The 24,494-nt window shown below is 36.9% G+C and carries 20 protein-coding genes and 1 tRNA gene; 20 read left to right on the forward strand and 1 reads right to left on the reverse strand.

Annotated features, from left to right (window positions below; genetic code table 11):
* The first annotated feature begins 53 nt into the window (after positions 1–53).
* Both PSR9079_RS04175 and nagP read left to right on the forward strand, forming a co-directional pair.
* Positions 54–2,702, forward strand: coding sequence for a family 20 glycosylhydrolase (locus PSR9079_RS04175; protein ID WP_149980542.1), 2,649 nt, complete (start codon positions 54–56; stop codon positions 2,700–2,702).
* A gap of 255 nt (positions 2,703–2,957) precedes the next feature.
* Positions 2,958–4,253, forward strand: coding sequence for an N-acetylglucosamine MFS transporter NagP (gene nagP / locus PSR9079_RS04180; RefSeq protein WP_149980543.1), 1,296 nt, complete (start codon positions 2,958–2,960; stop codon positions 4,251–4,253).
* Between the two features lie 465 nt (positions 4,254–4,718).
* Here nagP and PSR9079_RS04185 read toward each other — a convergent pair.
* Positions 4,719–4,794, reverse strand: a tRNA-His gene (locus PSR9079_RS04185).
* A gap of 281 nt (positions 4,795–5,075) precedes the next feature.
* On the opposite strand from PSR9079_RS04185, the gene PSR9079_RS04190 reads away from it, so the two are divergent.
* The 18 genes from PSR9079_RS04190 to rfaH all read left to right on the forward strand — a co-directional run bounded on the left by PSR9079_RS04190 (position 5,076) and on the right by rfaH (position 23,743).
* Complete coding sequence (locus PSR9079_RS04190; protein WP_145236563.1) at positions 5,076–5,894, forward strand: mechanosensitive ion channel family protein; 819 nt, start codon at positions 5,076–5,078, stop codon at positions 5,892–5,894.
* 30 nt (positions 5,895–5,924) lie between these two features.
* On the forward strand, positions 5,925–6,701 hold the full coding sequence (locus PSR9079_RS04195) for a DUF481 domain-containing protein (RefSeq protein ID WP_149980544.1): 777 nt from the start codon (positions 5,925–5,927) through the stop codon (positions 6,699–6,701).
* A 125-nt stretch (positions 6,702–6,826) separates the two neighbouring features.
* On the forward strand, positions 6,827–9,496 hold the full coding sequence (locus PSR9079_RS04200; RefSeq protein WP_149980680.1) for an SLBB domain-containing protein: 2,670 nt from the start codon (positions 6,827–6,829) through the stop codon (positions 9,494–9,496).
* A gap of 122 nt (positions 9,497–9,618) precedes the next feature.
* A complete protein-coding gene (locus tag PSR9079_RS04205; RefSeq protein WP_149980545.1) occupies positions 9,619–10,578 on the forward strand; it encodes a Wzz/FepE/Etk N-terminal domain-containing protein in 960 nt (319 codons plus the stop codon).
* Between the two features lie 96 nt (positions 10,579–10,674).
* The gene (locus PSR9079_RS04210; protein ID WP_246175487.1) at positions 10,675–11,643 is read left to right on the forward strand and encodes an exopolysaccharide biosynthesis polyprenyl glycosylphosphotransferase; all 969 of its coding nucleotides are present in this window, start codon (positions 10,675–10,677) and stop codon (positions 11,641–11,643) included.
* Positions 11,644–11,666: 23 nt separating this feature from the next.
* Positions 11,667–12,755 (forward strand): dTDP-glucose 4,6-dehydratase, encoded by a 1,089-nt coding sequence (gene rfbB, locus PSR9079_RS04215; protein ID WP_149980547.1) that lies wholly within the window; start codon positions 11,667–11,669, stop codon positions 12,753–12,755.
* Positions 12,755–13,630, forward strand: coding sequence for a glucose-1-phosphate thymidylyltransferase RfbA (gene rfbA, locus PSR9079_RS04220; RefSeq protein WP_149980548.1), 876 nt, complete (start codon positions 12,755–12,757; stop codon positions 13,628–13,630). The genes rfbB and rfbA overlap by 1 nt, the downstream gene beginning before the upstream one ends.
* Before the next feature lie 2 nt (positions 13,631–13,632).
* Entirely contained in the window at positions 13,633–14,037 is a 405-nt protein-coding gene (locus tag PSR9079_RS04225; protein ID WP_149980549.1) for a sugar 3,4-ketoisomerase, read from the forward strand.
* Positions 14,030–14,872: a 3-hydroxyacyl-CoA dehydrogenase family protein gene (locus PSR9079_RS04230; protein WP_149980550.1), complete on the forward strand. Its 843-nt coding sequence runs from the start codon at positions 14,030–14,032 to the stop codon at positions 14,870–14,872. Before PSR9079_RS04225 ends, PSR9079_RS04230 begins: the two co-directional genes overlap by 8 nt.
* A gap of 12 nt (positions 14,873–14,884) precedes the next feature.
* Positions 14,885–15,637, forward strand: a complete 753-nt coding sequence (locus PSR9079_RS04235) for an acyltransferase (RefSeq protein ID WP_149980551.1) — start codon at positions 14,885–14,887, stop codon at positions 15,635–15,637.
* Positions 15,638–15,674: 37 nt separating this feature from the next.
* Positions 15,675–16,796: a DegT/DnrJ/EryC1/StrS family aminotransferase gene (locus tag PSR9079_RS04240; protein WP_149980552.1), complete on the forward strand. Its 1,122-nt coding sequence runs from the start codon at positions 15,675–15,677 to the stop codon at positions 16,794–16,796.
* Entirely contained in the window at positions 16,783–18,054 is a 1,272-nt protein-coding gene (locus PSR9079_RS04245) for an O-antigen translocase (RefSeq protein ID WP_149980553.1), read from the forward strand. Before PSR9079_RS04240 ends, PSR9079_RS04245 begins: the two co-directional genes overlap by 14 nt.
* A gap of 46 nt (positions 18,055–18,100) precedes the next feature.
* Positions 18,101–19,018 carry a glycosyltransferase gene (locus PSR9079_RS04250; protein WP_149980554.1) on the forward strand — a complete coding sequence of 306 codons (918 nt, stop codon included), beginning with the start codon at positions 18,101–18,103 and terminating at the stop codon, positions 19,016–19,018.
* Positions 19,019–19,041: 23 nt separating this feature from the next.
* Complete coding sequence (locus tag PSR9079_RS04255) at positions 19,042–20,337, forward strand: hypothetical protein (RefSeq protein WP_149980555.1); 1,296 nt, start codon at positions 19,042–19,044, stop codon at positions 20,335–20,337.
* Positions 20,337–21,422: a glycosyltransferase family 4 protein gene (locus PSR9079_RS04260; protein ID WP_149980556.1), complete on the forward strand. Its 1,086-nt coding sequence runs from the start codon at positions 20,337–20,339 to the stop codon at positions 21,420–21,422. Before PSR9079_RS04255 ends, PSR9079_RS04260 begins: the two co-directional genes overlap by 1 nt.
* A gap of 1 nt (position 21,423) precedes the next feature.
* A complete protein-coding gene (locus PSR9079_RS04265; protein ID WP_149980557.1) occupies positions 21,424–22,329 on the forward strand; it encodes an NAD-dependent epimerase/dehydratase family protein in 906 nt (301 codons plus the stop codon).
* Between the two features lie 49 nt (positions 22,330–22,378).
* Complete coding sequence (locus PSR9079_RS04270) at positions 22,379–23,116, forward strand: glycosyltransferase family 2 protein (protein WP_149980558.1); 738 nt, start codon at positions 22,379–22,381, stop codon at positions 23,114–23,116.
* Positions 23,117–23,254: 138 nt separating this feature from the next.
* Positions 23,255–23,743: a transcription/translation regulatory transformer protein RfaH gene (rfaH, locus tag PSR9079_RS04275; RefSeq protein WP_149980559.1), complete on the forward strand. Its 489-nt coding sequence runs from the start codon at positions 23,255–23,257 to the stop codon at positions 23,741–23,743.
* Positions 23,744–24,494 lie beyond the last annotated feature (751 nt).

Below are 24,494 nucleotides of genomic sequence, written 5' to 3' on the forward strand. Positions count from 1 at the left end.
AGATTACGTGGGGGGAAATGCGTAGTCTTAGGGTATACAACGAGGAGAGAGCAATGGATTTTAAAAAGCGAACTTTAGCGAGTTTGATCGCGATAATGCCATTAATGGCACAGGCGCAGTTTTCGCAAAATGAAGTGAACAACTTTGCCAAAGAAACCACCCTGACATTTGCTGTGGTTGATAACTTTCATAATAAAGCCGCTGGTTTTTTAGGGACAATTACATTAAACAACCAATCTGATGTTGCACTTCCAGCTGGTGAAAGTGACTGGCAGTTGTATATTCACTCAGTTCGTAAGATCAGTACTGAGCTAGTTGCGGGTTTAAATATTGAACACGTAAATGGCGATTTACACCGCATTACCCCAACTAAAAACTTTACAGGGTTAGCTTCAGGTAAAAGCTTAGTACTTGAGTTTGACGCTCAAGTTTGGGTGGTTGCTTATTCTGACTTTATGCCACGTGCTTTTTTTGTCTCTGGTGATAATAAACCGGCTATTTTTGCAAATACTGACAGTGAAGATATGACCCAGTTTGTTGCACCGTTTGAGCGTGAAAATCAACTGCGCCGTTATAACGAGCCAAAAGATTTAACGGTATTAGTCACCCCACAAGTGCGTTTTGAGCGTAATCAACAAACGACAAGTCAAGTATCGCAACAAGACGCATTAAAGCGGATCATTCCAAAGCCACAAAAAGTAGAGTTTAATCGCGGCACTGCGACACTTGATAGCAGCTGGCAGATCACTTTCCAAGGTCAGTTAAAGAACGAAGTCATGGTGTTTATGCAAGATTTGCAAGATGACTATGGCCTGACCTTAAAAGCCCAGCCAGATCACATCAAACTAGCAAAAGAAAAACTGATCAGCTTAAAAGTAAATCCACAGTTGGCCGATGGTAAATCAGAAAGTTACACTCTTGAAATAGATGACGATCGTATTGAAATTGTTGGTAGTGATAATGCCGGTGTATTCTATGCCATGCAGAGCTTACTTAATCTACTCCCGGCAAATAGCCAAGGGACTGTAGACATTCCACAACTTGAGATTGAAGACAGCCCACGCTATGGCTGGCGTGGCATGCACTATGATAATGGCCGTAATTATCACGGTAAAGACGCTATGTTCAAATTGGTTGAGCAAATGGCGCGTTATAAAATGAATAAACTACATTGGCACTTTTCCGAAGATGAAGGTTGGCGCTTAGAAATTCCAGGATTACCAGAGTTAACTGATATTGGTGGTTATCGCTGTTTTGACCTTGAAGAAAGAGAATGTTTATTAACCCAGTTAGGCACCGGGCCATTTAAATCCGGCTCAGGTAACGGTTACTTAACTCGTAGTGAGTTTGTTGAATTATTAAAGTTTGCTAAAGACCGCCATATTCAAATCATTCCAGAAATTGAAGGGCCGGGGCATGCTCGCGCATCAATTAAAGCAATGGAAGCACGTTATCATAAGCTTGCCGATGAGGCGCAACGAGTAGCCAAAAATAAGCTTGTTAATAAAAAGAATGCGGGGAAAGAAACGCAGCAAGTCGATATCAGTGCTGCAACCCAGTATTTATTGAGTGATCCAAAAGACACCTCGGTTTATATGACGGTGCAAAACTACAAAGATAACTCGATGAACGTATGCATGGATTCAACCTATGCTTTTTTAGATAAGGTTACCTACGAATTACAACAAATGTACCGCGAAGCCGGTGTGCAATTGACTAACTTACACTTTGGTGGCGATGAAGTGGGTGCCGGTTCATGGGTTGGCTCGCCAATATGCCAAGCAATGTTTGCCGATCCAAATAATGGTGTTGCCGGTGCAGCAGATCTTAAACCTTACTTTACACAACGTGTGGCCAAGTTACTTGAAAAACGCGGGATTTCGCCTGGCGCATGGGAAGACGGTTTAATGTATGACCAAACAAACCCATTTAAGCGCGACGAGTTTCCAAACAAAACCTTTACAGCAAACGTCTGGGACAATATTTGGGAGTGGGGTGTTGCAGACAGAGCTTATCGCCTTGCCAATGCTGGCTACCAAGTGATTCTATCGCATGGTACACACTTATACTTTGACCATCCTTATGAAGCTCACCCAGAAGAACGTGGGTATTATTGGGCAACTCGCTATACCGATACTAAAAAAGCATTTAATTATATGCCAGACGATGTGTATGCAAATGCCGATTACACCCGAACACGGGAGCCGATAGATAACCTTGAAGCTTTAGTTGGTCGTCCACTACCAAAATTAGAAAAGCCAGAAAACATCTTAGGTATGCAAGGACAAGTTTGGTCTGAAACTATTCGAACCGAAGATCAAGTATTGGCAATGATATTCCCGCGTATTCTGTCTGTTGCTGAGCGTGCATGGCATAAAGCACCATGGGAAGGCGAGCAGGTTGATCGTAAAAGCCAAGAACAAGACTGGGCACAATTCTCTGCTGCAGTTGGTTTGAAAGAGCTTACTAAATTGGCCAATGCAGGCATAACTTTACATTTGCCGGTACCTGGTGGCGTGATTAACAATGGTCAGCTTGAGGTTAATACGCCATTTACATATTTAAATACCGAGTATAGTTTAGATAATGGCGCGAGTTGGCAGCAATATACAGCTCCGATCAGTGTTTCTGAACAGCAGTCTGTAGCATTACGTAGTAGCTTAGATAGCAAACTAAAAAGCAGAATTACTCATATAAATTAATATATTAGTAACTAATTACGTTTTGAAAGGGCCATAAAGGCCCTTTTTTGTGCCGTTGTAAAATAAATTGTTACTAGTAATATGGCGGTAATTAACGTAAAGTTTTATGGCAGCGCTGTCATTTTTGTTTCTACATTGTCATTTAAATGTCGCCAAGGTGTTATAAAATACAGCAACGCTAATCGTCGATTTAAGTTTTTTGAACTTAATTGCAATAAATAATTATAACGATAGCTCGCAACAAGAAGAAGTTTTATGGAAGCCACAGTGTCAAAAATAAATAAACAAAGTAATTTTATACCCATGGCCATTGTTGCCACTTTATTTTTTATCCTAGGTTTTGCAACCTGGTTAAATGGTTCACTAATGCCATACTTAAAACAAGTATTACAGCTGAGTCCATTTCAAGCCTCACTGATTTTATTCTCGTTTTATATAGCGGTGACGTTTACTGCTGTACCGTCGGCGATGATCATTCGTAAAGTCGGTTATAAAAATGGCATGGCACTCGGTATGGCAACCATGATGGTGGCAGGTTTATTATTTATTCCAGCTGCAAAAACTCAAGTGTTTGTGCTGTTTTTATTTGCGCAGTTGGTTATGGGGGCAGGGCAAACCTTGTTGCAAACTGCAGTTAACCCGTATGTTGTTCGGATTGGGCCTGAGGAATCGGCCGCAGCACGTGTCAGCATCATGGGGATATTGAATAAAGGCGCTGGCGTGATTGCGCCAATCGTATTTACAGCATTAATTCTAAGCGATTTCACCGGCCTTGTTGGTAAAGATTTATCACAAGCTGAAATTGATTCAATGGCAAATAGTTTAATTTATCCTTATTTAGGGTTAGCGCTATTTATTGGTGCATTGGCATTTGCAGTGACAAAAATGCCATTACCAGAGCTTATTGATGATGAGGAGCAAGGTGCTAAAGGACAAGTAAAAGAAGCACTTTCTCACCCAAGCCTAGCATTAGGTGTGGTTGCATTATTCGTTTATGTAGCCGTAGAGGTTATTGCAGGCGATACCATTGGTACTTTTGCATTGTCGCTAGGTATTGAAAAATATAGTGTCATGACCTCTTATACCATGAGCTGCATGGTGTTAGGTTATATAGTCGGTATTGTGCTTATTCCGCGTGTTATTTCGCAGCAAGCAGCGCTAAGTGTGTCTGCAATTTTAGGCTGTGTACTAACCCTTGCCGTGGTATTTAGCGATACTAGTTCAGTTGTGATCGCAACAGCGCTTGGTCTAGAAGTGCAATTACCAGATACACTATTGATGATAGCTGTGTTAGGATTTGCTAATGCTATTGTATGGCCTGCGGTATGGCCGTTAGCGTTGTCTGGGTTAGGTAAATTAACCAGTGTTGGTTCTGGTCTGCTTGTAATGGGCATCGCCGGTGGGGCATTTGGTCCTCTATTTTGGGGTCTAGCAAGTGGTGGTGTGGATTCTGCCGCGGCTCAGCAGGGCGCTTATATCGTAATGTTACCTTGTTATTTATTCATTCTTTTCTATGCTGTAAAAGGGCACAAGATGAAAAGCTGGAAATAAGATTAAAGTTGAAAGGTTCAAGGTAAAAGTTTAGCTTTGTAGAACCTAGAACCTAGAACCTAGAACCTAGAACCTAGAACCTGATTTTTGAAAAGAATTTCTATAATGTAGAAATAATCCCGTGTGTAATGCCACCGAAAGGTGGCATTTTTTTGTCTGCAAGAAAGCAGCTTGCGAGCTGGCGAGAGTAAAGTTAGCGAGGGTACGCTAATCGGCGCTAAAGCGCTCTGCTACGGGATAATGCATGCGTGTATTTATTGTGGGAACTGGCTTCAGCCGTGATTGTGTTTAGGCTTAGGTTATATGCAACAACCAATCGGCGCTAAAGCGCTCTCATACGAGTAATGCATGTGTATTTTTCTTGTGGGAACAGGCTTCAGCCATTATTTTTGGTTTGTGCTTAATATTAATTAATAAAATGGAATTTTAAGAGCGTATTTGATATTGAGATAAGAAGGGAAAAGATGGGGCGATTGACGGGGCTTGAACCCGCGACAACCGGAATCACAATCCGGGGCTCTACCAACTGAGCTACAACCGCCACAACACACCTTGTTTGGTGTGGCGCGGATAATACATAAAATAATAAATCTTGTGAAGGGTTAAGAGCAAAAAAAGTGAAAAAAATTTAAAATTGAATATTTTTGTTCATAAAGCAGCCAGAGAATGAATGTTTAAATCGTTTTTATCTGGTTGGGTAAAATAAAAGTTAATCCTGAAGACGTTCTTTTAAAGATAAATAGATTAATTAATTAAATAATAAATTGAAATCAGATATAATTTAACCAGCAAACTGCTTAATACTGAATATCAGGAGTGATAATGGATACAATACTTAACTGGATAAACGAAAACTCAGGTTTGATTTTGCATTATGGCATTCAAGCTGTGATTGCATTGGTGATCTTTTTACTGGGCGGTCGTGTTGCAAAATTTTGCTCTAACCTAACTGAAAAAGCATTCGATAAAAAGAAAGTAGATAAAGCTGTAGGTTCGTTCGTATCAAGCATTGTTTATGCCATCGTATTTATGGCAACAATCTTAATGGCGTTGTCACAAATAGGCATAGAAACCACTTCATTTATCGCTATTTTAGGTGCTGCAGGCTTAGCAGTTGGCTTGGCACTGCAGGGTTCATTATCTAACTTCGCATCTGGCGTACTTATTATCTTACTTCGTCCTTTCAAATCGGGTGATTATGTCGAAGCTGGCGGTAAAGCTGGTACAGTGAAAAAAATCGAAATTTTCTCTACTGAACTACGCACACCAGATAACAAAGTTATCATCATGCCAAACTCTAAAATTATGTCTGACTCAATTATTAATTACTCGCGCGAATCAACTCGCCGTATCGATCTAGTTATTGGTGTTGGTTACGATGCAGACTTACGCAAAGCAAAAGAAGTACTTAAATCAGTACTAGATCAAGAGTCACGCATTCTTAAAGATCCAGCTTATAACGTATCAGTGTCTGAACTCGCAGATTCAAGCGTAAATTTCATTGTGCGTCCGTGGGTTAACTCAGGCGATTACTGGCCAACTTATTGGTCTTTAATTGAGAACATTAAAATCGCATTAGATGATGCGGATATCACTATTCCGTTTCCGCAAATGGATGTTCATTTGCACAAGCAAGATTAATCAATATACAAGTAACAAAGGTTATTTTTAATGAAATTAAAGCTTTTATCAATTTTAGTTGCAGTATCAGCTACAACTAACGCATTCGCAGAAGACGCTAGAACATGGGAAGTTACCAGTGAGCTAGGTGCAATCATAACTAGCGGTAATACTGAAACAACCACTCTTAAGGGTGGCATCAAGGCATTACATAACTTAGAAAGCTGGAATAACGAGTATAAAATTAACGGTCTTTATAAAGAAGACAACGTTGAAAATGAAGCGGGTATAAAAGAAAAGCAGCGTACTAACGAAAAATATTCGTTATCAGCACAAGGTAACTATAAATTAAATGAAGATCATGCTCATTTATATATCTATGGTTCACATGTTTCAGATTACTTTGGTGCTTATCGCAGTGAGTCTGTTATCTCAGCTGGTTATGGTCAACGCTTGTTAGATCGTTCTGACATGTGGCTAAATGCTGAAATTGGTCCTGGTTATAAATATTTTCAATACCCTGATACAAGTAGTGAAGTAGATGAAAATGGCAACTCTTTAGCTGGTGAGCGTGAAGGTGAAGTTATTGCTTTAGGTAAGCTTGATTATAATTGGCAGATATCTGACAACGCTAAGTTTACTCAGTTAGTTGCAGTTGAATATGGTGATACCAACACTAAAACACGCTCAGAGACTGCACTTTTAGCTAAGATAAATGGCTCATTACAAATGAAAGTTGCTTACAACATCACCAACAACTCAGATGTTGCTGATGATAAAGAGAGTACAGACACAGAAACGTCGCTGACACTGGTTTACAGTTTTTAACAGTTTAGCTCTGTTAAGTGACATTTAACTGTAATAAAGGGACGAAAGTCCCTTTTTTATTTGTAGTGAAATAATGTAGAATAGCCAATCTTTTGGCTGTAGTTCTAGGGATAAACCTACTTGTGATGCTTTTTAAACGATTTTTAATAACTTTTTTACTGTTAACGACTGCATCTGCATTTGCATTTACACCGAGTGCAGCGCAGATTGAACAATTTAAAAAGCTGCCAAAAGCCCAGCAAGAGGCACTGGCTAAGCAGTATGGTGTCGATCTATCCACAATTACCGGTAAATCATCATCAAGCTCAATAAAAGAAGATGAGCCTACAATTCAGCCTCGCCAATTACAAGAAGAGCCTGAGTTAACCGACGAAGAACGCTTTAAGCCGCAATTAGACGAAATAAAACCATTTGGCTACGAGTTGTTTTCTGGCGAGCCAACTACATTTATGCCAAGTGAAAATGCGGCAGTACCAGAAACATATTTAATTGGCCGTGGTGATCAATTAAAAATTAATTTTTATGGCAAAGAAAGTGAAAGCTATGAAGTTAATGTTGATCGTGAAGGCCGAATTAATATCCCTAATTTAAGCCCTGTTGAAGTTGCTGGGCTTACATTCGGTGAAATAAAAGAACTTATCAAAGCCAAAGTTGCACAAGAAGTTATAGGTGTAAAAGCGTTTGTATCGCTAGGAAAATTACGCAGCATGCGTATCCTAGTATTGGGTGAAGCACATAAGCCGGGTAGTTATAGCGTATCGTCGTTGACCACAGTGTCACATGCTTTGTTTATTAGCGGCGGTGTATCTGAAATTGCATCTTTGCGTAACATTCAAGTTAAACGTGCTGGTAAAGTTGTTGCAAACTTTGATCTTTATGATCTACTTATAAAAGGTGATAGCCGCAACGACATCATCTTAAAGCCAGGGGATGTAGTATTTATTCCACCAGTTGGTTCACAAGTAGCCGTTGAAGGGTTAGTGAAGCGCCCAGCTATATTTGAATTGAAGAATAATGAAAATGCCCAAGACGTATTAAAAATGGCCGGTGGCTTGAAGCCTGGAGCGTATGCACAAAAAGCAATTGTAGAGCGTTTTAATAATTACAATGCTAAAGAAATTTTATCAGTAGACTTTAGCGGCAAAGATATTGCGTATATCCCACGTGATGGCGATAGAATTCGCTTTAATCCTGTAAGCTTGCAGTATCAAAACTCAATTAGTGTAATTGGTGCTGTTGCACGACCAGGTAATTATCAATGGTATCAAGGCAAGCATATTTCGGATGTATTAACGTCAGTTCGTGGTGATTTGTTACCACAAGCTGACCTTAGTTACGCTTTATTAGTGCGTGAAATTAATATTTCAGGTGATATTGAAGTGCGTCAATTCGACATAGCGCAAGCTATTGTAAAAGCAACTGCACATGACTTTGAGTTAAAAGCAAACGATAAACTATTAGTTTTTAGTCGTTACGAAGAAAAAGAAGCTGAAGAGTTAGCTTTAAAAAATATGGCCCTCACCGAAGAACAGCAAGCGCAGCAGGTGAAAGTTCAGCAATGGCATAAATACCAAAAGAAAGAGTTTGAAAAATACATTGGTGTTGCTACAGATGATATGGAATTAAAACTCAAGGATAATTCGAACTTAACTATTGCTGAAATCTCAAAACGCAAAGCTGAAGAAGAAGAGCAAAAACTAAAGACTGAAGATTATGCTCTGTTTAGTCGTAATAACTTACTAAAGCCGGTTATCGCAAAGTTAAAACTGCAAGCAAATGTTAGACAAGCAATGCAACTGGTAGAGATCAATGGTCATGTTACTTATCCAGGGATTTATCCATTAACGATAGGTAGTGAGGTCAATGATCTTATTATTGCAGCAGGTGGTCTACTTGAATCTGCTTATACAGAGCAAGCTGAAATTACCCGTATATTAGCTGGTGATGCATCAAAAGTAGAGCATATTAAGTTTAATTTGCATAAAGCTATACTTGGAGAGTCTGATGATAATCGCATTCTTCGTAGTAAAGACAGTTTAAATGTATTCTCAATCCCTAACTGGCAAGAAAATGTAAAAGTTGAGCTAAAAGGTGAAGTTAAATTTCCTGGGTCGTATACAATTCGTCGTGGTGAAACATTAACTAACTTACTAGAGCGCGCTGGTGGTTTTTCAGAGTTTGCCGAAGAAAAAGCAGCTATTTTCACTCGAGAATCAATTCGTAAACAAGAGCAACAGCAACTCGCTAAGTTATCTGAAGAATTACGCAGAGATATAGCGCAGAAGAGTTTTGAAAATTCGGTCGGTAGTAATTCACTTTCGTATGATGAGATGAATAAGTTACTTAATGACTTAGCTAATGTAGAAGCGGTTGGTCGATTAGTTATTGATTTACCTTTAATCGTTGAAGACAAACAACGCTTAGTGCTGCAAGACGGTGACACTTTATATGTACCAAGTAAACGCGACTCTATCAGCGTCATCGGTGAAGTAAATTACGCAACCTCACATTTATATAAACCAGGAACCAGCTTTGAAGATTATATAGCCCTAAGTGGTGGTTTAAAAGAGCGTGCGGATGATGAACGGATTTACATTATTAAAGCAAACGGTTCAGTTAAAATTCCTGATAGTGGTAGTTGGTTTGCTGTTAATGATTCTCAGCTGATTGAAGCTGGTGACACAATAGTAGTGCCGCTTAATTCAAATTACATGGACAATCTCACGCTGTGGAGTACTGTTACACAGATCGTTTATCAATTAGGTATTGCAGTAGCAGCTATTGGTAGTCTTTAGGTAATGAACTCACAAATCGCTAGTTACTATGAGTTAGAGTCATGTATATAACGGTTTCCAGGATTTCAGTAGCTAATTCAAGCAGTATCCGTGATATGTATTGTAAATAGAGAATTGAAGTAATGTTAAAGACAGAGAATGATTATCAAGAAGTTAGTGTGAAAACGCAGGAAATAGCTGAGGATTCAATTGATCCGAATGAGCTGATATTAGCTATTTTACAGAAAAAGATATTGATAGTAATTATCACTTCTTTATTTACTTTAGGGGCTGCATTATTTGCGATTAATAGCCCTAATATATATAAGTCAGAAGCGCTACTTGCACCTGCCGATACAGATAAGTCAGGTGGAGGGTTAGGTGCTTTAGCTGGGCAGCTCGGTGGCCTAGCAAGTATGGCAGGGATAAGTCTTGGCGACGATGGGGATGAAAACGTTAAAATGGCTATAGAAGTAATCAAGTCAAGACAATTTATTAGTGAATTTATACAGCGTCATAAAATATTACCTGATTTAATGGCAGTTGATTCATGGAATATGGCTGATAATACTTTGAGTTATGATGAAGATGATTACCTAGTGTCAGAAAGTCAGTGGGTGAGAGATGTTAATCTTCCATTTAAAGCTGAGCCATCGATGCAGGAAGCATACAAAGAGTTTAATAAGATAATGTCTGTTGCATTAGCCAAAGATAGTGGAATGGTGACGATTTCAATCGAACATGTATCACCTTATATAGCAAAGAATTGGGTTACATGGCTGGTTGAAGATATTAATGCTGAAATGAAAAGTAGGGATGTGCTCGAGGCTAAGCGCAGCACTGAGTTTTTAAATAAACAAATATCAGAAACCACGATTGCTGGTATTCGTACTATTTTATTTAAATTAATAGAAGAACAAGCGAAGACAATTTTATTTGCTGAGGTTAGAGATGAGTATATTTTTAAGACAATAGATAAAGCTATTGTTCCTGAGGAAAAGTTCAAACCTAAGAGGTTGCTTATATGTATCCTAGGGGCCGTATTAGGCTTTGCCTTGAGCGTGATGTTTGTTCTAATGCAGTATTTTTCTAAAAAAAACTGACTTCTAGTATAGCTGTTATTTAGCGATGAAGTGTTGTTATTTAGACAGACTTTTACGCTAAGAGTTATGTTGCAATTAAATATAGAAAGAAATCGAATGTTCGAAAATAAAATAAATCATACAGATATACATGTACATAATAGATTTAAAGCAAGTAGTGAAGCTTTAAAACAAAAAACTATATATGTATATTGCCCTGAAAGTTTAGAGTCGTTAATTAATAAGCTTGTCGGTAACTATGATTTTGATATCAAGGTCAATGACTACAGCTTAAAAGATTTAAGCAAGCAAGTAATATGTCACTACCAAGCTGCGGATTTAAGTTTAGAGCAAAGACATTACTTAGTTGTTGCGACTGAATTAGGCGCTTGGGTGGAGCCTCTCGTTAGTTATTTAGATGCACGATTTGGTTATACAGAAGTTGCTTTACTTCATAGTAGTTACTTTTTGCATCAGAAGGCATTTTCGATTTTATCGCATAAGCGAACACAGTTTGCAAAAAGGGTTATGGATATAGCCGCTGCACTTTTACTTACGTTAATTGCGCTTCCTATTGGCTTGATAACTGCCTTACTTATTAAATTAGAATCACCAGGAGCTATTTTTTATAAGCAAAGGCGAACAGGGCAATATAACGAAGAATTCTCTGTGATTAAATTTAGGTCAATGAGCAAGAATGCAGAAAAATCAGGTGCACAATGGGCATCAAAAAATGATAGTAGAGTTACACGAGTTGGACAGTTTATAAGGCGAACACGTATTGATGAATTACCTCAAATAATTAATATTTTTAGAGGTGAGATGTCAATTGTTGGTCCTCGTCCAGAAAGAGAGGTGTTTATAGATAGCCTCGAAAAAGAAATTCCTTATTACCGCTTTAGACATGCTGTGAAGCCAGGTATTACAGGGCTGGCGCAAATTAGTTATCCTTATGGTGCATCTACAGAAGATGCCATTTGGAAGCATAAATATGACATATATTATATCAAGCATCATAGTACTTGGTTGGATATTAAAATATTATTTAAGACTGTTAAAGTCGTATTATTTGGTATGGGTCGATAAGATTAAATTTAGAGAGATATATTTTGAAAATTCTTGTTACAGGTGGTGCTGGGTTTATTGGTTCAGCAGTCATTAGGCATATAATTGAAAATACGAACGATACGGTCATTAATTTAGACAAACTTACGTACGCTGGAAACTTAGAATCATTAGTTGCCGTTCAGGATAACGAGCGCTACTACTTTGAAAAAGTTGATATTTGTGAACGTTCAGAATTAGATCGCATATTTGATCAATATGAACCAGATGCGGTTATGCACTTGGCAGCAGAAAGCCATGTTGATCGCTCAATTACCGGGTCCGCTGAATTTATACAAACCAATATTATTGGCACATATAATTTGCTAGAGGCTGCTAGATGTTATTGGAATCGATTAAGTGATCCTGTAAAAGCTGATTTTCGATTTCATCATATTTCTACAGATGAAGTTTATGGTGATTTACCACACCCTGATGAACAAAGCGGCACTCTTCCGTTATTTACAGAGGAGACATCTTACTCGCCGAGTAGCCCTTACTCAGCAAGTAAAGCATCAAGCGATCACCTTGTCCGCAGTTGGCTTCGCACTTATGGTTTACCAACAATAGTAACTAATTGTTCTAATAATTATGGTCCATATCATTTTCCTGAAAAGTTAATTCCACTTGTTATTCTAAACGCACTAGATGGAAAAGAACTCCCTATTTATGGTAAAGGGGATCAAATTCGCGATTGGTTATATGTCGATGATCATGCAAGAGCTCTTTATAAAGTGGTCACTGAAGGAAAAGTTGGAGAAACGTATAATATAGGTGGGCATAATGAGAAGAAAAATATAGAAGTTGTGCAAACTATTTGCAGCATATTAGATGAGCTGGTACCTAAAAAATCGAAATATAAAGAGCAAATTACATATGTAGCAGATCGTCCCGGTCATGATAGGCGTTATGCAATAGACTCAACAAAAATGAGTTGTGAACTCAATTGGACACCAGTAGAAACGTTTGAAACTGGTTTGCGTAAGACAGTGGATTGGTATTTGGTTAATACTAACTGGTGTGAGAATGTACAAAATGGTTCCTATCAAAGAGAGCGTTTAGGCACACTGAATGAAATGAAGGAAGATAAATAATGAAAGGTATTGTATTAGCAGGTGGTTCGGGGACAAGACTTTATCCAATAACTAAAGGTGTCTCAAAGCAATTGCTGCCTGTTTATGATAAGCCAATGATTTATTATCCAATTTCTGTCCTGATGTTAGCTGGGATCCGTGAAATACTTATAATCACAACAAAAGACGATATAGCCGGATTTGAACGTTTATTAGGTGATGGCAGTGAGTTTGGTGTTAATTTCTCTTATATTATCCAACCAAGTCCTGATGGGTTAGCTCAAGCTTTTATACTCGGTGAGGATTTCATCGGTGATGATGATGTGTGCTTAGTCTTAGGTGATAATATTTTTTATGGACAAGGTTTTACACCAAAGCTAAAACATGCCGTTGAGAATGCAAAAAATAAAAATGGTGCAACAGTGTTTGGTTACCAAGTAAAAGATCCAGAACGCTTTGGTGTTGTTGAGTTTGATGAGAATAACAAGGCCATATCAATAGAAGAGAAACCTATAAAGCCTAAATCTCATTTTGCGGTCACGGGTTTGTATTTTTATGACAACCAAGTTGTGGAAATGGCAAAAAATGTAAAACCTTCTAGCCGTGGTGAACTAGAAATAACTTGCTTAAATGATATGTACCTGAAAAGTAAAAACCTTAATGTAGAGATGTTAGGGCGCGGTTTTGCATGGCTTGACACTGGAACGCACGAAAGCTTATTAGAAGCTGCAAGCTTTGTTGAAACAATTGAAAAACGTCAAGGTTATAAAGTAGCTTGCTTAGAAGAGATTGCATTTAATAATGGTTGGCTTACCAAGTCACAGGTAATAGATTTAGCAAAACCACTACTTAAAAATAATTATGGGCAGTATTTGTTAGAAATAATTAAGGAATAATTATGAGCTTAATTAAACTAATTAACTTACCGCCATTAGGTGATGAACGAGGATCGCTTGTTTCTCTTGAAAGTAATAAGTCAATACCATTTGATATCAAGCGAGTGTATTACATTTTTGGAACTAAGCCTGGTGTTGCTAGAGGTTTTCATGCCCATAAAAAGCTAAAGCAAGTAGCCGTTTGTGTAACAGGTAAATGCCGCATGACACTTGATGATGGCATACAAAGAAAAGAAGAGTGGTTGGATTCAGCCACTAAAGGTATTTTGATTGAAGATATGATATGGCGGGAAATGCACGATTTTAGCGATGATTGTGTGTTACTTGTATTAGCAAGTGAACATTACGATGAATCTGATTACATTCGAAATTATGATGAGTTTTTAAAAGGCGTAAATAATGTTTAGTAATATTTTGGTGATAGGCGCCGGTACTATGGGGGCTGGAGTTGCGAGTCAATTCGCCCTAAAAGGTTTTAACGTTACCATTTTAGTTAGAAGTGAAGAAAAAGTCATATGCCTAAAACCTGAACTTGAAAAATTAGTTAAACGCTCTTTAAAGCGAATGCAATTAAAAGAATCGCAGAGCGATGTATTAGATAAAATTGATATCGTAAAAGAGTTGGCGAACGAAGCTAGTTATGATTTTGTTTTTGAAGCTATTAGTGAAAATATAAATCAAAAAAAGCAAATTATTCAAGATTATACTGGTTTCATAACAGAGAATACTATTTGGGCAACAAATACATCCAGTTTATCTGTAACAGATATGGCTGCAGGCTATAAATACCCAGAAAACTTCATAGGTATTCACTTTTTTAATCCTGTAGCGAGTATGGAGTTGGTTGAAATAATACCATCAATGCTTACCTCAACCTCAGTAGTGGACAAGTGTTGGGATTTTTGTACTTTATTACAGAAAAAACCTGTGCGTGTTGAAGATAGCCCTGGATTTATTGTGAATAGGTTGCTTATTCCTATGATTAATGAAGCTGTTGAAATTTTAAGTAGTCAAGTTGCAAGTGCTGAAGAGATTGATTCGGCAATGAAATTAGGTGCTCATCACCCATTAGGGCCATTAGCTTTAGCTGATCTTATCGGTAATGATGTTTGCTTATCAATTATGGAGGCTCTATATACAGCAACTTCAGACTCAAAGTATCGACCTTCATATTTGCTTCGTAAAATGGTTAGCGCAAAAAAATTAGGTAGAAAAACGGGTATTGGTTTTTACTCTTATTAAAAGGAACTCAAGATGGCGAATTTGATTCATCCAACAGCTATTATTAGTGAAACAGCTTCAATTGGAAAAGATGTAACAATTGGAGCATTTACTATTGTTCACGAAAATGTATCTATAGGCGATAACTCAGTTATTGAATCGTTCTGTGAGTTAGGAGTCGAGAATGCATTTTCTGAAGGGTTGCCATTAGTTCTTGGAAAAAATAGCTATATCCGTAGCCATAGTATTTTTTATGCTGCTTCTACCTTTGGCGATAATTTAGTCACAGGCCATCGTGTAACTATTAGAGAGAAGACAACGGCAGGTGTTGGATTTCAAATTGGTACGTTGGGTGATATCCAAGGGCATTGCACTATCGGCGATTACGTAAAGTGCCATAGTAATGTTCATATTGGGAATAAGTCAAAAATAGGTAATTATGTATGGATTTTTCCATATGTCGTACTTACAAATGATCCCCACCCACCAAGTGAAGTTCTACTTGGTTGTGAAATTAGTGACTTTGCTGTAATTGCGACCATGTCAGTTATTTTACCGGGGGTAAAAGTTGAATCTGATACATTGATAGGTGCAGGTAGTATTGTCGGGAAAACAGTAAATTCAGGGTGGGTTGTAGCTGGTAATCCGGCTAAACCTATATGTGAAATTACTAAGATAAAACTTAAAGATGGTTCCAACCGAAATGCTTACCCTTGGCGAAGTCATTTTACTCGCGGATATCCTCAGGCCGAAGTGGAAAAGTGGATTGCTGAATTTAGTATTTGATTACAGTTAATTGTTGAAAAAATAAATAGAGTTGATAATGATCCCTTTTCTAGATTTAAAAAAAATTAACAATCAATACAAAGCTGACTTAATTTCTGCTTGTAGCAGAGTTATAGAGTCAGGTTGGTATGTTCAAGGTAAAGAAGTCGCTGAATTTGAAAGTGAGTTTGCTCAATATTGTGGCACAAAGTATTGCATTGGTGTTGCTAACGGCTTAGACGCACTTACGTTGACTTTGAGGGCATGGAAAGAGTTAGGAAAGTTAAAGGACGGTGACGAAGTTATCGTTCCTGCAAATACTTATATAGCCAGTATCTTAGCTATAACAGAAAATAAATTAAAACCTGTATTAGTTGAACCTGAGCAGCATAGTTACAATCTATGTCCTGTAAAAACCGAAGCAGCAATTACTTCTAAAACGAAAGTAATACTGGTAGTTCATTTATATGGGCAATTGGCAAATATGCCAGCTATTATGGGTATAGCAAAGCGCAGTAACTTACTTGTTCTGGAAGATTCCGCTCAAGCCCATGGCGCTAGCCTAGGTGGTAAGAAAGCGGGTAGTTGGGGTGATGCCAGTGGTTTTAGCTTTTATCCAGGGAAGAATTTGGGAGCCCTTGGTGATGCTGGAGCTGTAACTACCAGTGATCAAGAATTAGCCGATACAATTCGTGCGCTTGGCAACTATGGAAGTAAAGAAAAGTATGAAAATGTTTATCAAGGTGTCAATAGCCGCTTAGATGAAATACAAGCTGCTATGCTTAGGGTTAAGCTACGTTATTTAGATAACGAAATAGCCCATAGACGTGCGGTAGCTGCAAGGTATATGAGTGCTTTGAAGGGTTCTCAGTTTATACTTCCATTTGCAGATGATACAGATATAACAACTGAAGAAACACATGTGTGGCATTTATTTGTTATTAGGGCTACTGATAGAGTTACTTTTCAAGCCTATATGAACGATCTGGGTGTGCAAACTTTAATTCATTACCCTAAGCCACCACATAAGCAAAGTGCTTATCCGGATTGGAGTAATCAATCGTTTCCAATTACCGAGCTAATCCATAAAGAAGTTATAAGTCTTCCGTTGTCTCCTGTTATGGAAAGTGAAGATTTAGATCAAGTAATCAACGCTGTTTCTTTATATGACATTACTTAAAACATCTGTTTTGAGTTTTATTGCTACCGCAGTGAAAATGCTCGCTGCTCTAGTGATAAATAAAGCTGTAGCTGTTTTAGTTGGCCCTTCAGGGCTTGCATTGATGGGCCAACTTCAAAATTTTATTCAGATTGCTATGACTGCTGGTCAAGGTGGTATTAACCAAGGGGTTGTAAAGCATACAGCTGAGTATTCAGTTGAAAATAAAACAACAAGTGCGCTATTTAGTACCGCAACAGTTATTAGTTTTTTCACTGCTGTTAGTGCCGGAATAATCGTATGCGTTTTTTCAGGACAATTGGCCGATTACTTCTTAAAAAATCGTGATTACACCTACATATTTATACTTTTTGGTTTTAGTATTATTTTCTTTGTATTAAACCAACTGCTTTTATCAATAATAAATGGTCTCAAAGAGATAAAAGTTTTCATTAGTATAAATATAGTGCAAAGCGTCTTTAGTTTAATTTTTACCTTAGTGATGATCTATTGGCTAGGATTAGAAGGCGTATTCATTGCTATGGTAACCAATCAATCAATAATATTATTGGTACTTGTTTGGGCGATTCGTCACCATGCACTGATTAAATTGTCAGCATTTCGAAAGCGCTTTGATAAAATAGAAGCTAAAAAATTATTTAAATTTTCAGCAATGACTTTAACAAGTGCTGCAGTAGCTCCTATCTCTCACCTTATCGTTCGCGACTACTTAGGTAATAATTTAAGTTGGCAAGAGGCGGGTTATTGGCAAGCTATCTGGTATATTTCAAGTATGTATTTAATGGTGGTTACTACAACATTAGGGATCTATTACCTACCTAAGCTTGCTGAATTAACATCTAAAAAAGAAATTAAAAAAGAATTGATAAATGGTTATAAAATAATACTTCCAATAGTGATTTTAATGGCTATGTTAATATATTTTCTTAGAGAACTTATTATACAAGTTCTCTTCTCGAAGGAGTTTATACCCATGGCTGAGCTTTTTAAATGGCAGCTTATAGGTGATGTAATTAAATTGGCTTCGTGGCTTCTTAGTTACGTAATGTTGGCAAAGGCAATGACAAAGTTATTCATAACAACGGAAATAGTGTTTTCGATTGGTTTTGTACTTTTAGCAAAATACCTTGTGAGTCAATACGGCCTAAATGGTGTTACTTACGCTTATGCTTTAAATTATTCAGTATACTTTATAGTTGTTGCTTTTATTACTCTAAATTACCTGCGTAATAAAAAGTCAGCTCTAATGTTTAAATAAACCTTTCAACTTGCCTTTTTAAATCTAATATTATGAGTGACTTTATATGTCAGAAGTAATTACAATTGCTATTGTTGCCTATAACTCTTCAAGCACAATTCTCGAAACACTTAATAGTGCGTTAACGCAAACCTATCAAGCAAAAAATATAGAGTTATTAATAAGCGATGATGGCTCTAGTGATAATACTACCGTAGTTGCCAGTGATTGGTTGCAATCGAATCAGCATCACTTCTACAGAGCTGCCTTATATAAAAATAAAGTAAATAAAGGAGTTTCAGCAAACTGCAATATTGTTTGGCGAAATGCGACTGGACGATGGGTTAAAACGATTGCTGCCGACGATATATTAGTAGATACCTGCATTTGCGATAATCTTAACTACATAAAAGAACATCCTGAAGCGCAAGTTTTATTCTCTGACGCCATCTTATTTTCGGGTGATTTAAAAAATCAAAAAGTGGTAAAAAATGATCAAAAACTTTTTGCTATGACGCAAGCTGAGCAGTTTAATATGCTCTTGAAGGGTTGCAATATTTTAGCACCAACATCGTTTATGAGTAAAAAAACGCTAGAGAGTGTTGGCTTCGCTGACGAGAGATACGCTATGCTCGAAGATTATCCATTATGGTATAAAATTTTAAAGCAGGGTATTGGTCTTGATTATTTTGAGAAAGAGACTGTCTACTATCGAGTCGGAGACTCATTGAGTCAACATAGCGAGTTTATTGGCAATGCTAAATACTTGAATTCACTCTATTGCTTTCAAAAGGATTGTATTTGGCCTGAGCTGAGTTATAAAGATGTATTCAAAATTTGGGACGACTATATTATTTTCAAAGAAAAAACATTGTGGCTCAAATTTGTTGGCACTAAAAGAAGTAACACATATTTAATTTATCATTACATAACATGCCTATTTAGGCCATATAGACTTTATAAAATGATTAGAAAGTTTTTATAATTAAGTGTTTGAGGTCAATTTTTGTGATAGAAAATCTACTAATTTTTATATTTTTGATTTTTGCTACGCTTGTAGCAAATTATCAACTGAGGATTTTCTCTTTTAGACCCTCTATTTTAGGGTCATATCTTTTTTTAACACTATTTGTTCAAATTATACCCGGTACAATTTTAGTTTCATTTTTTGCCTTCCCTCTAGTCTTGAATATTCAAACTGGAATGTCGCAAGAGCTTTTAGAATTAACATTTCGCTATACAACATGTTCAATTGCCACTTTATTGCTCATGCTATCTTTTTGTTCTAAATACATTGATTTAGATATTAATCTAAAAACGGTGCCTGTCTCAAAAGGAATGGGTGTAGGGTTATTGCTAATTTCAATTGTTGTAGTGTTTATTAAGGTTGCTTCTATAGGGCAGCTACCGATCCTACTGGCTCTAAAGGGAGATGCTATAGGTGCTGCTCTGCTGAAGGCAAAAATACTTAAACAAGAAACAGGAATGGGTGGGCTTTTTATAGGGTATATTTTTATGTATTTCCCTTATGTATCACTAATTTATTCCTACATATGTAAACAGATACTACCCTCCACATCAAAGATATTTTATATTAATTTTTACCTGATGACTTTTTATTGCTTGTATGACCTACAAAAGTCTAAATTAGTAATGGTATTTTTTATGTTATTTGTTTTGTATCTAAAAAAAGCAAAAAATATTAACTACTTTTATGTATTAATTACACCACTAATAGGATTAATGTTTTTGGCAGGTGGCTTCATGGTTTTACATGAAACGCCCATTGGAGAGGTTTTAAACGCAGTTGCTGGAAGAATGTTTATTGGCCAAGCCGAAGGCGCATACATGATGTATGATGTACTGACCCCAGACTTTGAGCGTATAACTTATGGTATGCCATTAGCTGGCTCGTTTGGGTTTGCGGCAATAGATCCTGCTGCTGAAATTATTACAATATTTTTTCCTACAGCTGGTAGTGCATGGGTTAACTCGAATACTTATATGCAATCACATGCATGGACTATTTTTGGCGATATATCGCTTATAATAGCTCCTTTAATTGTCACTATGAATATCGTTGGTTTATATATTTTGAAGGGGGTATTCAGCAGATACCTGCACGGTTATGCCCATGCCGTTTATATTGTCACGCTACTTACATTACCAATCAATAATGACTTTTCATTTTTCTTGTATTTCAAGTCTTGGTTATGTTTTATTATTTTGTCAGTGTTTTTAATTGTCGTTAAAATGCCCGGCTTTTTTATTTTAAAGAAAAAGGCTAAGGTAAAGGAAGAGTAATGAAAGTTTTACATGTTGTTGGGAATGAAATAGAGCCATCGAACGGTATTGGTCGATTGATCCCTGAGATGATCAAAATGCACAGCCTACACAGTGAATTAATAAAACCATCACTTTTGATTTTTGATAACTCATTCGATTCACAAGAAATTGAGGTGTTTAATTTCTTTGACATTAAAACACCCTCACTATTTTTAGAAAGCTTCGATTTGGTAGTTTTTCATGGTATTTATTATCTAAAGTATTATTCATTATATAAGCTATTAAAGTCTCTAAACATTAAATATATTGTAAAACCTCATTCAAGTTTGATGAAAGCGGCTCAGAAAAAGTCAAAGCTAAAGAAGATGATTGCAAATAGAGTATTTTATAAAAAGTTTATATCTTCAGCCGCTGGAACGATATTTACTAATGAAGATGAGAAAAAAAATTCTTTGTCCTGGAATGACAGCGAGTATATTGAGCCAAATGCTTTAGATTTTAATTATGAAAATCCGACTGAAAAGACGGTCAGTAAAGAAGAGCCTATTCGATTCATTTACCTTTCTAGAATTGACTTTAATCATAAAGGCACTGATATTTTGCTTGATGCTCTAATGTTGATAAAAGAAAAAGGTTTGATTGACCGTATACATTTAGATATTTATGGAATCGGAAGTGAGAAAGAAGAGGCAATTGTTAGATCTTGTATTAAAAGTTTAGATTCACCTTACATAAAATTTAAAGGTGGTGTTTTTGGTGAGCAGAAAATTAACGCTTTTAAAGAATCAGATGTATTTGTTTTAACGTCTAGATATGAAGGTTTTCCCATGGCAATTCTTGAGGCGTTATATTTTGGTATTGCATGCTTAGTTACGCCGGGTGCTAATATGTCGGAAATATTAAATAAAAACGACATTGGCTGGTTGGCAGAAGGAACACCAGAATCAATCGCAAAGCACCTTTTAGAAATTAGTAGTTATACTCGTGAAGATTTAACAGTCAAAATACTTAAAGCCCATGAATATGTTATTGATAATCATAGTTGGAAGCAAGTAACAAAAATAACTGAAAAATTATACAATTCAGTAATAGAGATGAAATGATATGAAAAAAGTTATTTTAGTTGGGGGGGCGAGCTTTATTGGCTTAAATTTAATTGAAAAGTTTCTTTCTGATTCATATAGGATTTTTGTTTATGGGCGTACTGAGCCAAGTATAATTTCAGAAAATTTAACCTTTATCAAAGGGGAGTTGCATGAGATATCTGAAAAATTAGCTTTTTTATCGCCAGAAGAAATACATGATGCAATATATTTAGTCAATACAGTACCTGTAAATGGGAGTCTGGATAACTATAAGCAAGAAATTGCTAATAATAAAGCTGCCTTAACATCATTATTTATAATTGTTGAGCGAGTTATATTTTTTTCATCCGGTGGGCGAGTTTACAAAGATAGTAAGAATCCTCACCATGAGATTGATGAGCTGGGTCCTATATGCCCTTACGGTAAAAGTAAAGTTGAGTTAGAAGAATTTATCAAATTAGAAAGTATGCGTTTAGGAAAACAATTTTTAATTGTTAGGCCTGCTAATCCATACGGGAAGCACCAAAATATTAAAGGAACGCAAGGGTTAATTGCTGTACTTTTGGGACGAATTAAAAACTCTAATAGTATTGAGGTTTGGGGAACTGGTAATGAAGTGAGGGATTACATTTACATAGATGACTTTGTAAATTTGTTCATCCAATTATTAGAAGCTAATGACTTACCTTTTTCAATATATAATATTGGATCTGGAGGAGGTCTATCAACATTGGATATCATCAAGGTAATAGACGGCGAATTAAGCGGGCGGTGTGATTATGTAATTAATTATATAAAGCCCCCAAGTCCATTGATTGAATCAAATATTTTAGATGTTTCACGCTTAACCTCTGTTGTAACTGAACATAAGAAAACTAGTCTACGTGATGGTATTCGTCACTTGATAAGCGAACTTGAACTCTAAGATTAAATCCCCAAAGTATGATAAAGCAACTAATTTTTAGGTTTTTGATATGTCGTTAATATCTATAGTTATGCCCGCTTACAACGCACAACACACAATTATTCAAAGTATAGAATCAATTTTAAAACAAACTCACACACAGTGGGAATTGTTAGTTACTGATGATAATTCAACAGATGGTACAAAAGATATTATTTTAAATTATGCCGCTAAAGATGACAGAATAAAATATTATCTTAATCATGGTGTATCAGGTGCCTGGTCGGCTCGAAATAACAGTTTGAAATACATTTCTGGTGAGTATGTTGCTTTTTTAGATAGTGATGATACTTGGGAACCTTCGAAGCTAGTTTTACAATTGGAAGCAATGGTCGAAAACGGTGTGTATGCATCTCATACTGCTTATAACCGAGTTGATAGCGTGGGGGCATTTTTAGGCTTTAAAAAAGCTAAAAAGTTAGTTACTTATAAAGATATGCTAAAAGGAAATCAAATTGGCAATTTGACTGGAATATATAGCGTTAGCAAGTTAGGTGTTGTGATGCAGGAGCCTATTGGACATGAGGATTATGATATGTGGCTTAGAATTTTGACACAAACTGATTCTGTAGGAGTATCTAGCCCCTTAGCAAATTATAGAGTGCATACTAATAGCCTGTCTGCAAATAAATTTAAAGCTGCGATATGGCATTTTAAAATACTAAAGAAGCAAAAATTCATTTCACCAATAAATATTTGGTATTACTTTATGTGTTATTTCATCAATGCAATTAAAAGTAGAGTTTGATCTTCTACCCTATTTTAACTTGAAAAGTTTTAATCGGTTTTTTTATAGACACCACCCTAAAGTAGCACGTATAATCCCCCGCGTCTGAAATGAGAATATGCAGCTCTTAGACGCAAAGTCACTATTTTAGGGATTGATATGGATAGTTGGTACTTATTATTTTGTAAATCAAGGCAAGAAGCTCGTGCCCAAGTTAATTTACAAAACCAAGGGATTGAAGCTTTTTTTCCTCAGCTACAAAAACAACAGCTAATTAAGGGTCGTCGTACTTTTAAGCAATCTGCTGTGTTTCCTAATTATTTATTTGTTCGCTTAAATCCCTACACCGGCAACTTTGCTGCGGTAAAAAACACCCGCGGTATTAGTGGTTTTGTGTCGTATGGTGCATCGTATCAATTAGTACCTGCACAACTTATTAAAGAATTAAAAAATTTCGAGCTAGCGCAAGATAGTAATAATTTACCGCAACCCGGTGATTTAGTGTGCCTAAATAATGGCTCATTTAAAGACGTACAAGCAATATTTAAAGAGCCAGATGGCGAGATGCGCAGCATACTGTTAATTAACCTACTCAATAAACAAATAGAAATGAGCGTAGATAACAGCGACGTAAGAAAAGTAGGGTAAAAGTTAAAGGTTAAAGGCATTAGTGAAGTGACAATGACCTAATGAACACGCGTCAGCAAGCTTAACGCCTACGGTGTTAAATTGTATTCTGGTGTTTAATTACGTGCAGGCGAGTGGCTTGCCGTCGCGAAAGATTTACTCAGTGCTCGGTGATAAAAATGGTTTTCATATGAGCCGGCTTTGGCCCTAAAAGAATAAAGATTCACCACAGAGAATACCGAGATCACAGAGGAAGGAATAATAAGTTAACCTAAGGGTTGCATAAATGTTTTCTCGGTGTTACGAAGTATCTCTGCGCTCTCGGTGGTAAAAACAGTTTTGTAGGCGAGTGGCTTGCCACCGCGAAAGATTTACTCAGTGCTCGGTGATAAAAATGGTTTTCGTATGAGCCGGCTTTGGCCCTAAAAGAATAAATATTCACCACAGAGAACACCGAAATCACAGAGGAAGGAATAAGAAGTTAACCTAAGGGCTTCATAAATGTTTTCTCGGTGTTGCGAAGCTCGGTGGTAAAAATGGTTTTGTAGGCGAGTAGCTTGCTACCGCGAAAGATTTACTCAGTGCTCGGTGATAAAATTGGTTTTCGTAAGAGCCGGCTTTAGCCCGAAAAGAATAAAGATTCACCACAGAGAACACCGAAATTACAGAGGAAGGAATAATAAGTTAACCTAAGGGTTGCATAAATGTTTTCTCGGTGCAGCGAAGCATCTCTGCGCTCTCGGTGGTAAAAATGGTTTTGTAGGCGAGTGGC

This window comes from Pseudoalteromonas rhizosphaerae (genome assembly GCF_902498845.1).
GTDB classification, from domain to species: domain Bacteria; phylum Pseudomonadota; class Gammaproteobacteria; order Enterobacterales; family Alteromonadaceae; genus Pseudoalteromonas; species Pseudoalteromonas rhizosphaerae.

Excerpts from the sequence above, each read along its gene's own strand:
- PSR9079_RS04175 (WP_149980542.1), top strand. The coding sequence starts at position 54 with ATGGATTTTAAAAAGCGAACTTTAGCGAGTTTGATCGCGATAATGCCA.
- nagP (WP_149980543.1), top strand. The coding sequence starts at position 2,958 with ATGGAAGCCACAGTGTCAAAAATAAATAAACAAAGTAATTTTATACCC.
- PSR9079_RS04190 (WP_145236563.1), top strand. The coding sequence starts at position 5,076 with ATGGATACAATACTTAACTGGATAAACGAAAACTCAGGTTTGATTTTG.
- PSR9079_RS04195 (WP_149980544.1), top strand. The coding sequence starts at position 5,925 with ATGAAATTAAAGCTTTTATCAATTTTAGTTGCAGTATCAGCTACAACT.
- PSR9079_RS04200 (WP_149980680.1), top strand. The coding sequence starts at position 6,827 with ATGCTTTTTAAACGATTTTTAATAACTTTTTTACTGTTAACGACTGCA.
- PSR9079_RS04205 (WP_149980545.1), top strand. The coding sequence starts at position 9,619 with ATGTTAAAGACAGAGAATGATTATCAAGAAGTTAGTGTGAAAACGCAG.
- PSR9079_RS04210 (WP_246175487.1), top strand. The coding sequence starts at position 10,675 with ATGTTCGAAAATAAAATAAATCATACAGATATACATGTACATAATAGA.
- rfbA (WP_149980548.1), top strand. The coding sequence starts at position 12,755 with ATGAAAGGTATTGTATTAGCAGGTGGTTCGGGGACAAGACTTTATCCA.
- PSR9079_RS04225 (WP_149980549.1), top strand. The coding sequence starts at position 13,633 with ATGAGCTTAATTAAACTAATTAACTTACCGCCATTAGGTGATGAACGA.
- PSR9079_RS04230 (WP_149980550.1), top strand. The coding sequence starts at position 14,030 with ATGTTTAGTAATATTTTGGTGATAGGCGCCGGTACTATGGGGGCTGGA.
- PSR9079_RS04235 (WP_149980551.1), top strand. The coding sequence starts at position 14,885 with ATGGCGAATTTGATTCATCCAACAGCTATTATTAGTGAAACAGCTTCA.
- PSR9079_RS04240 (WP_149980552.1), top strand. The coding sequence starts at position 15,675 with ATGATCCCTTTTCTAGATTTAAAAAAAATTAACAATCAATACAAAGCT.
- PSR9079_RS04245 (WP_149980553.1), top strand. The coding sequence starts at position 16,783 with ATGACATTACTTAAAACATCTGTTTTGAGTTTTATTGCTACCGCAGTG.
- PSR9079_RS04250 (WP_149980554.1), top strand. The coding sequence starts at position 18,101 with ATGTCAGAAGTAATTACAATTGCTATTGTTGCCTATAACTCTTCAAGC.
- PSR9079_RS04260 (WP_149980556.1), top strand. The coding sequence starts at position 20,337 with ATGAAAGTTTTACATGTTGTTGGGAATGAAATAGAGCCATCGAACGGT.
- PSR9079_RS04265 (WP_149980557.1), top strand. The coding sequence starts at position 21,424 with ATGAAAAAAGTTATTTTAGTTGGGGGGGCGAGCTTTATTGGCTTAAAT.
- PSR9079_RS04270 (WP_149980558.1), top strand. The coding sequence starts at position 22,379 with ATGTCGTTAATATCTATAGTTATGCCCGCTTACAACGCACAACACACA.
- rfaH (WP_149980559.1), top strand. The coding sequence starts at position 23,255 with ATGGATAGTTGGTACTTATTATTTTGTAAATCAAGGCAAGAAGCTCGT.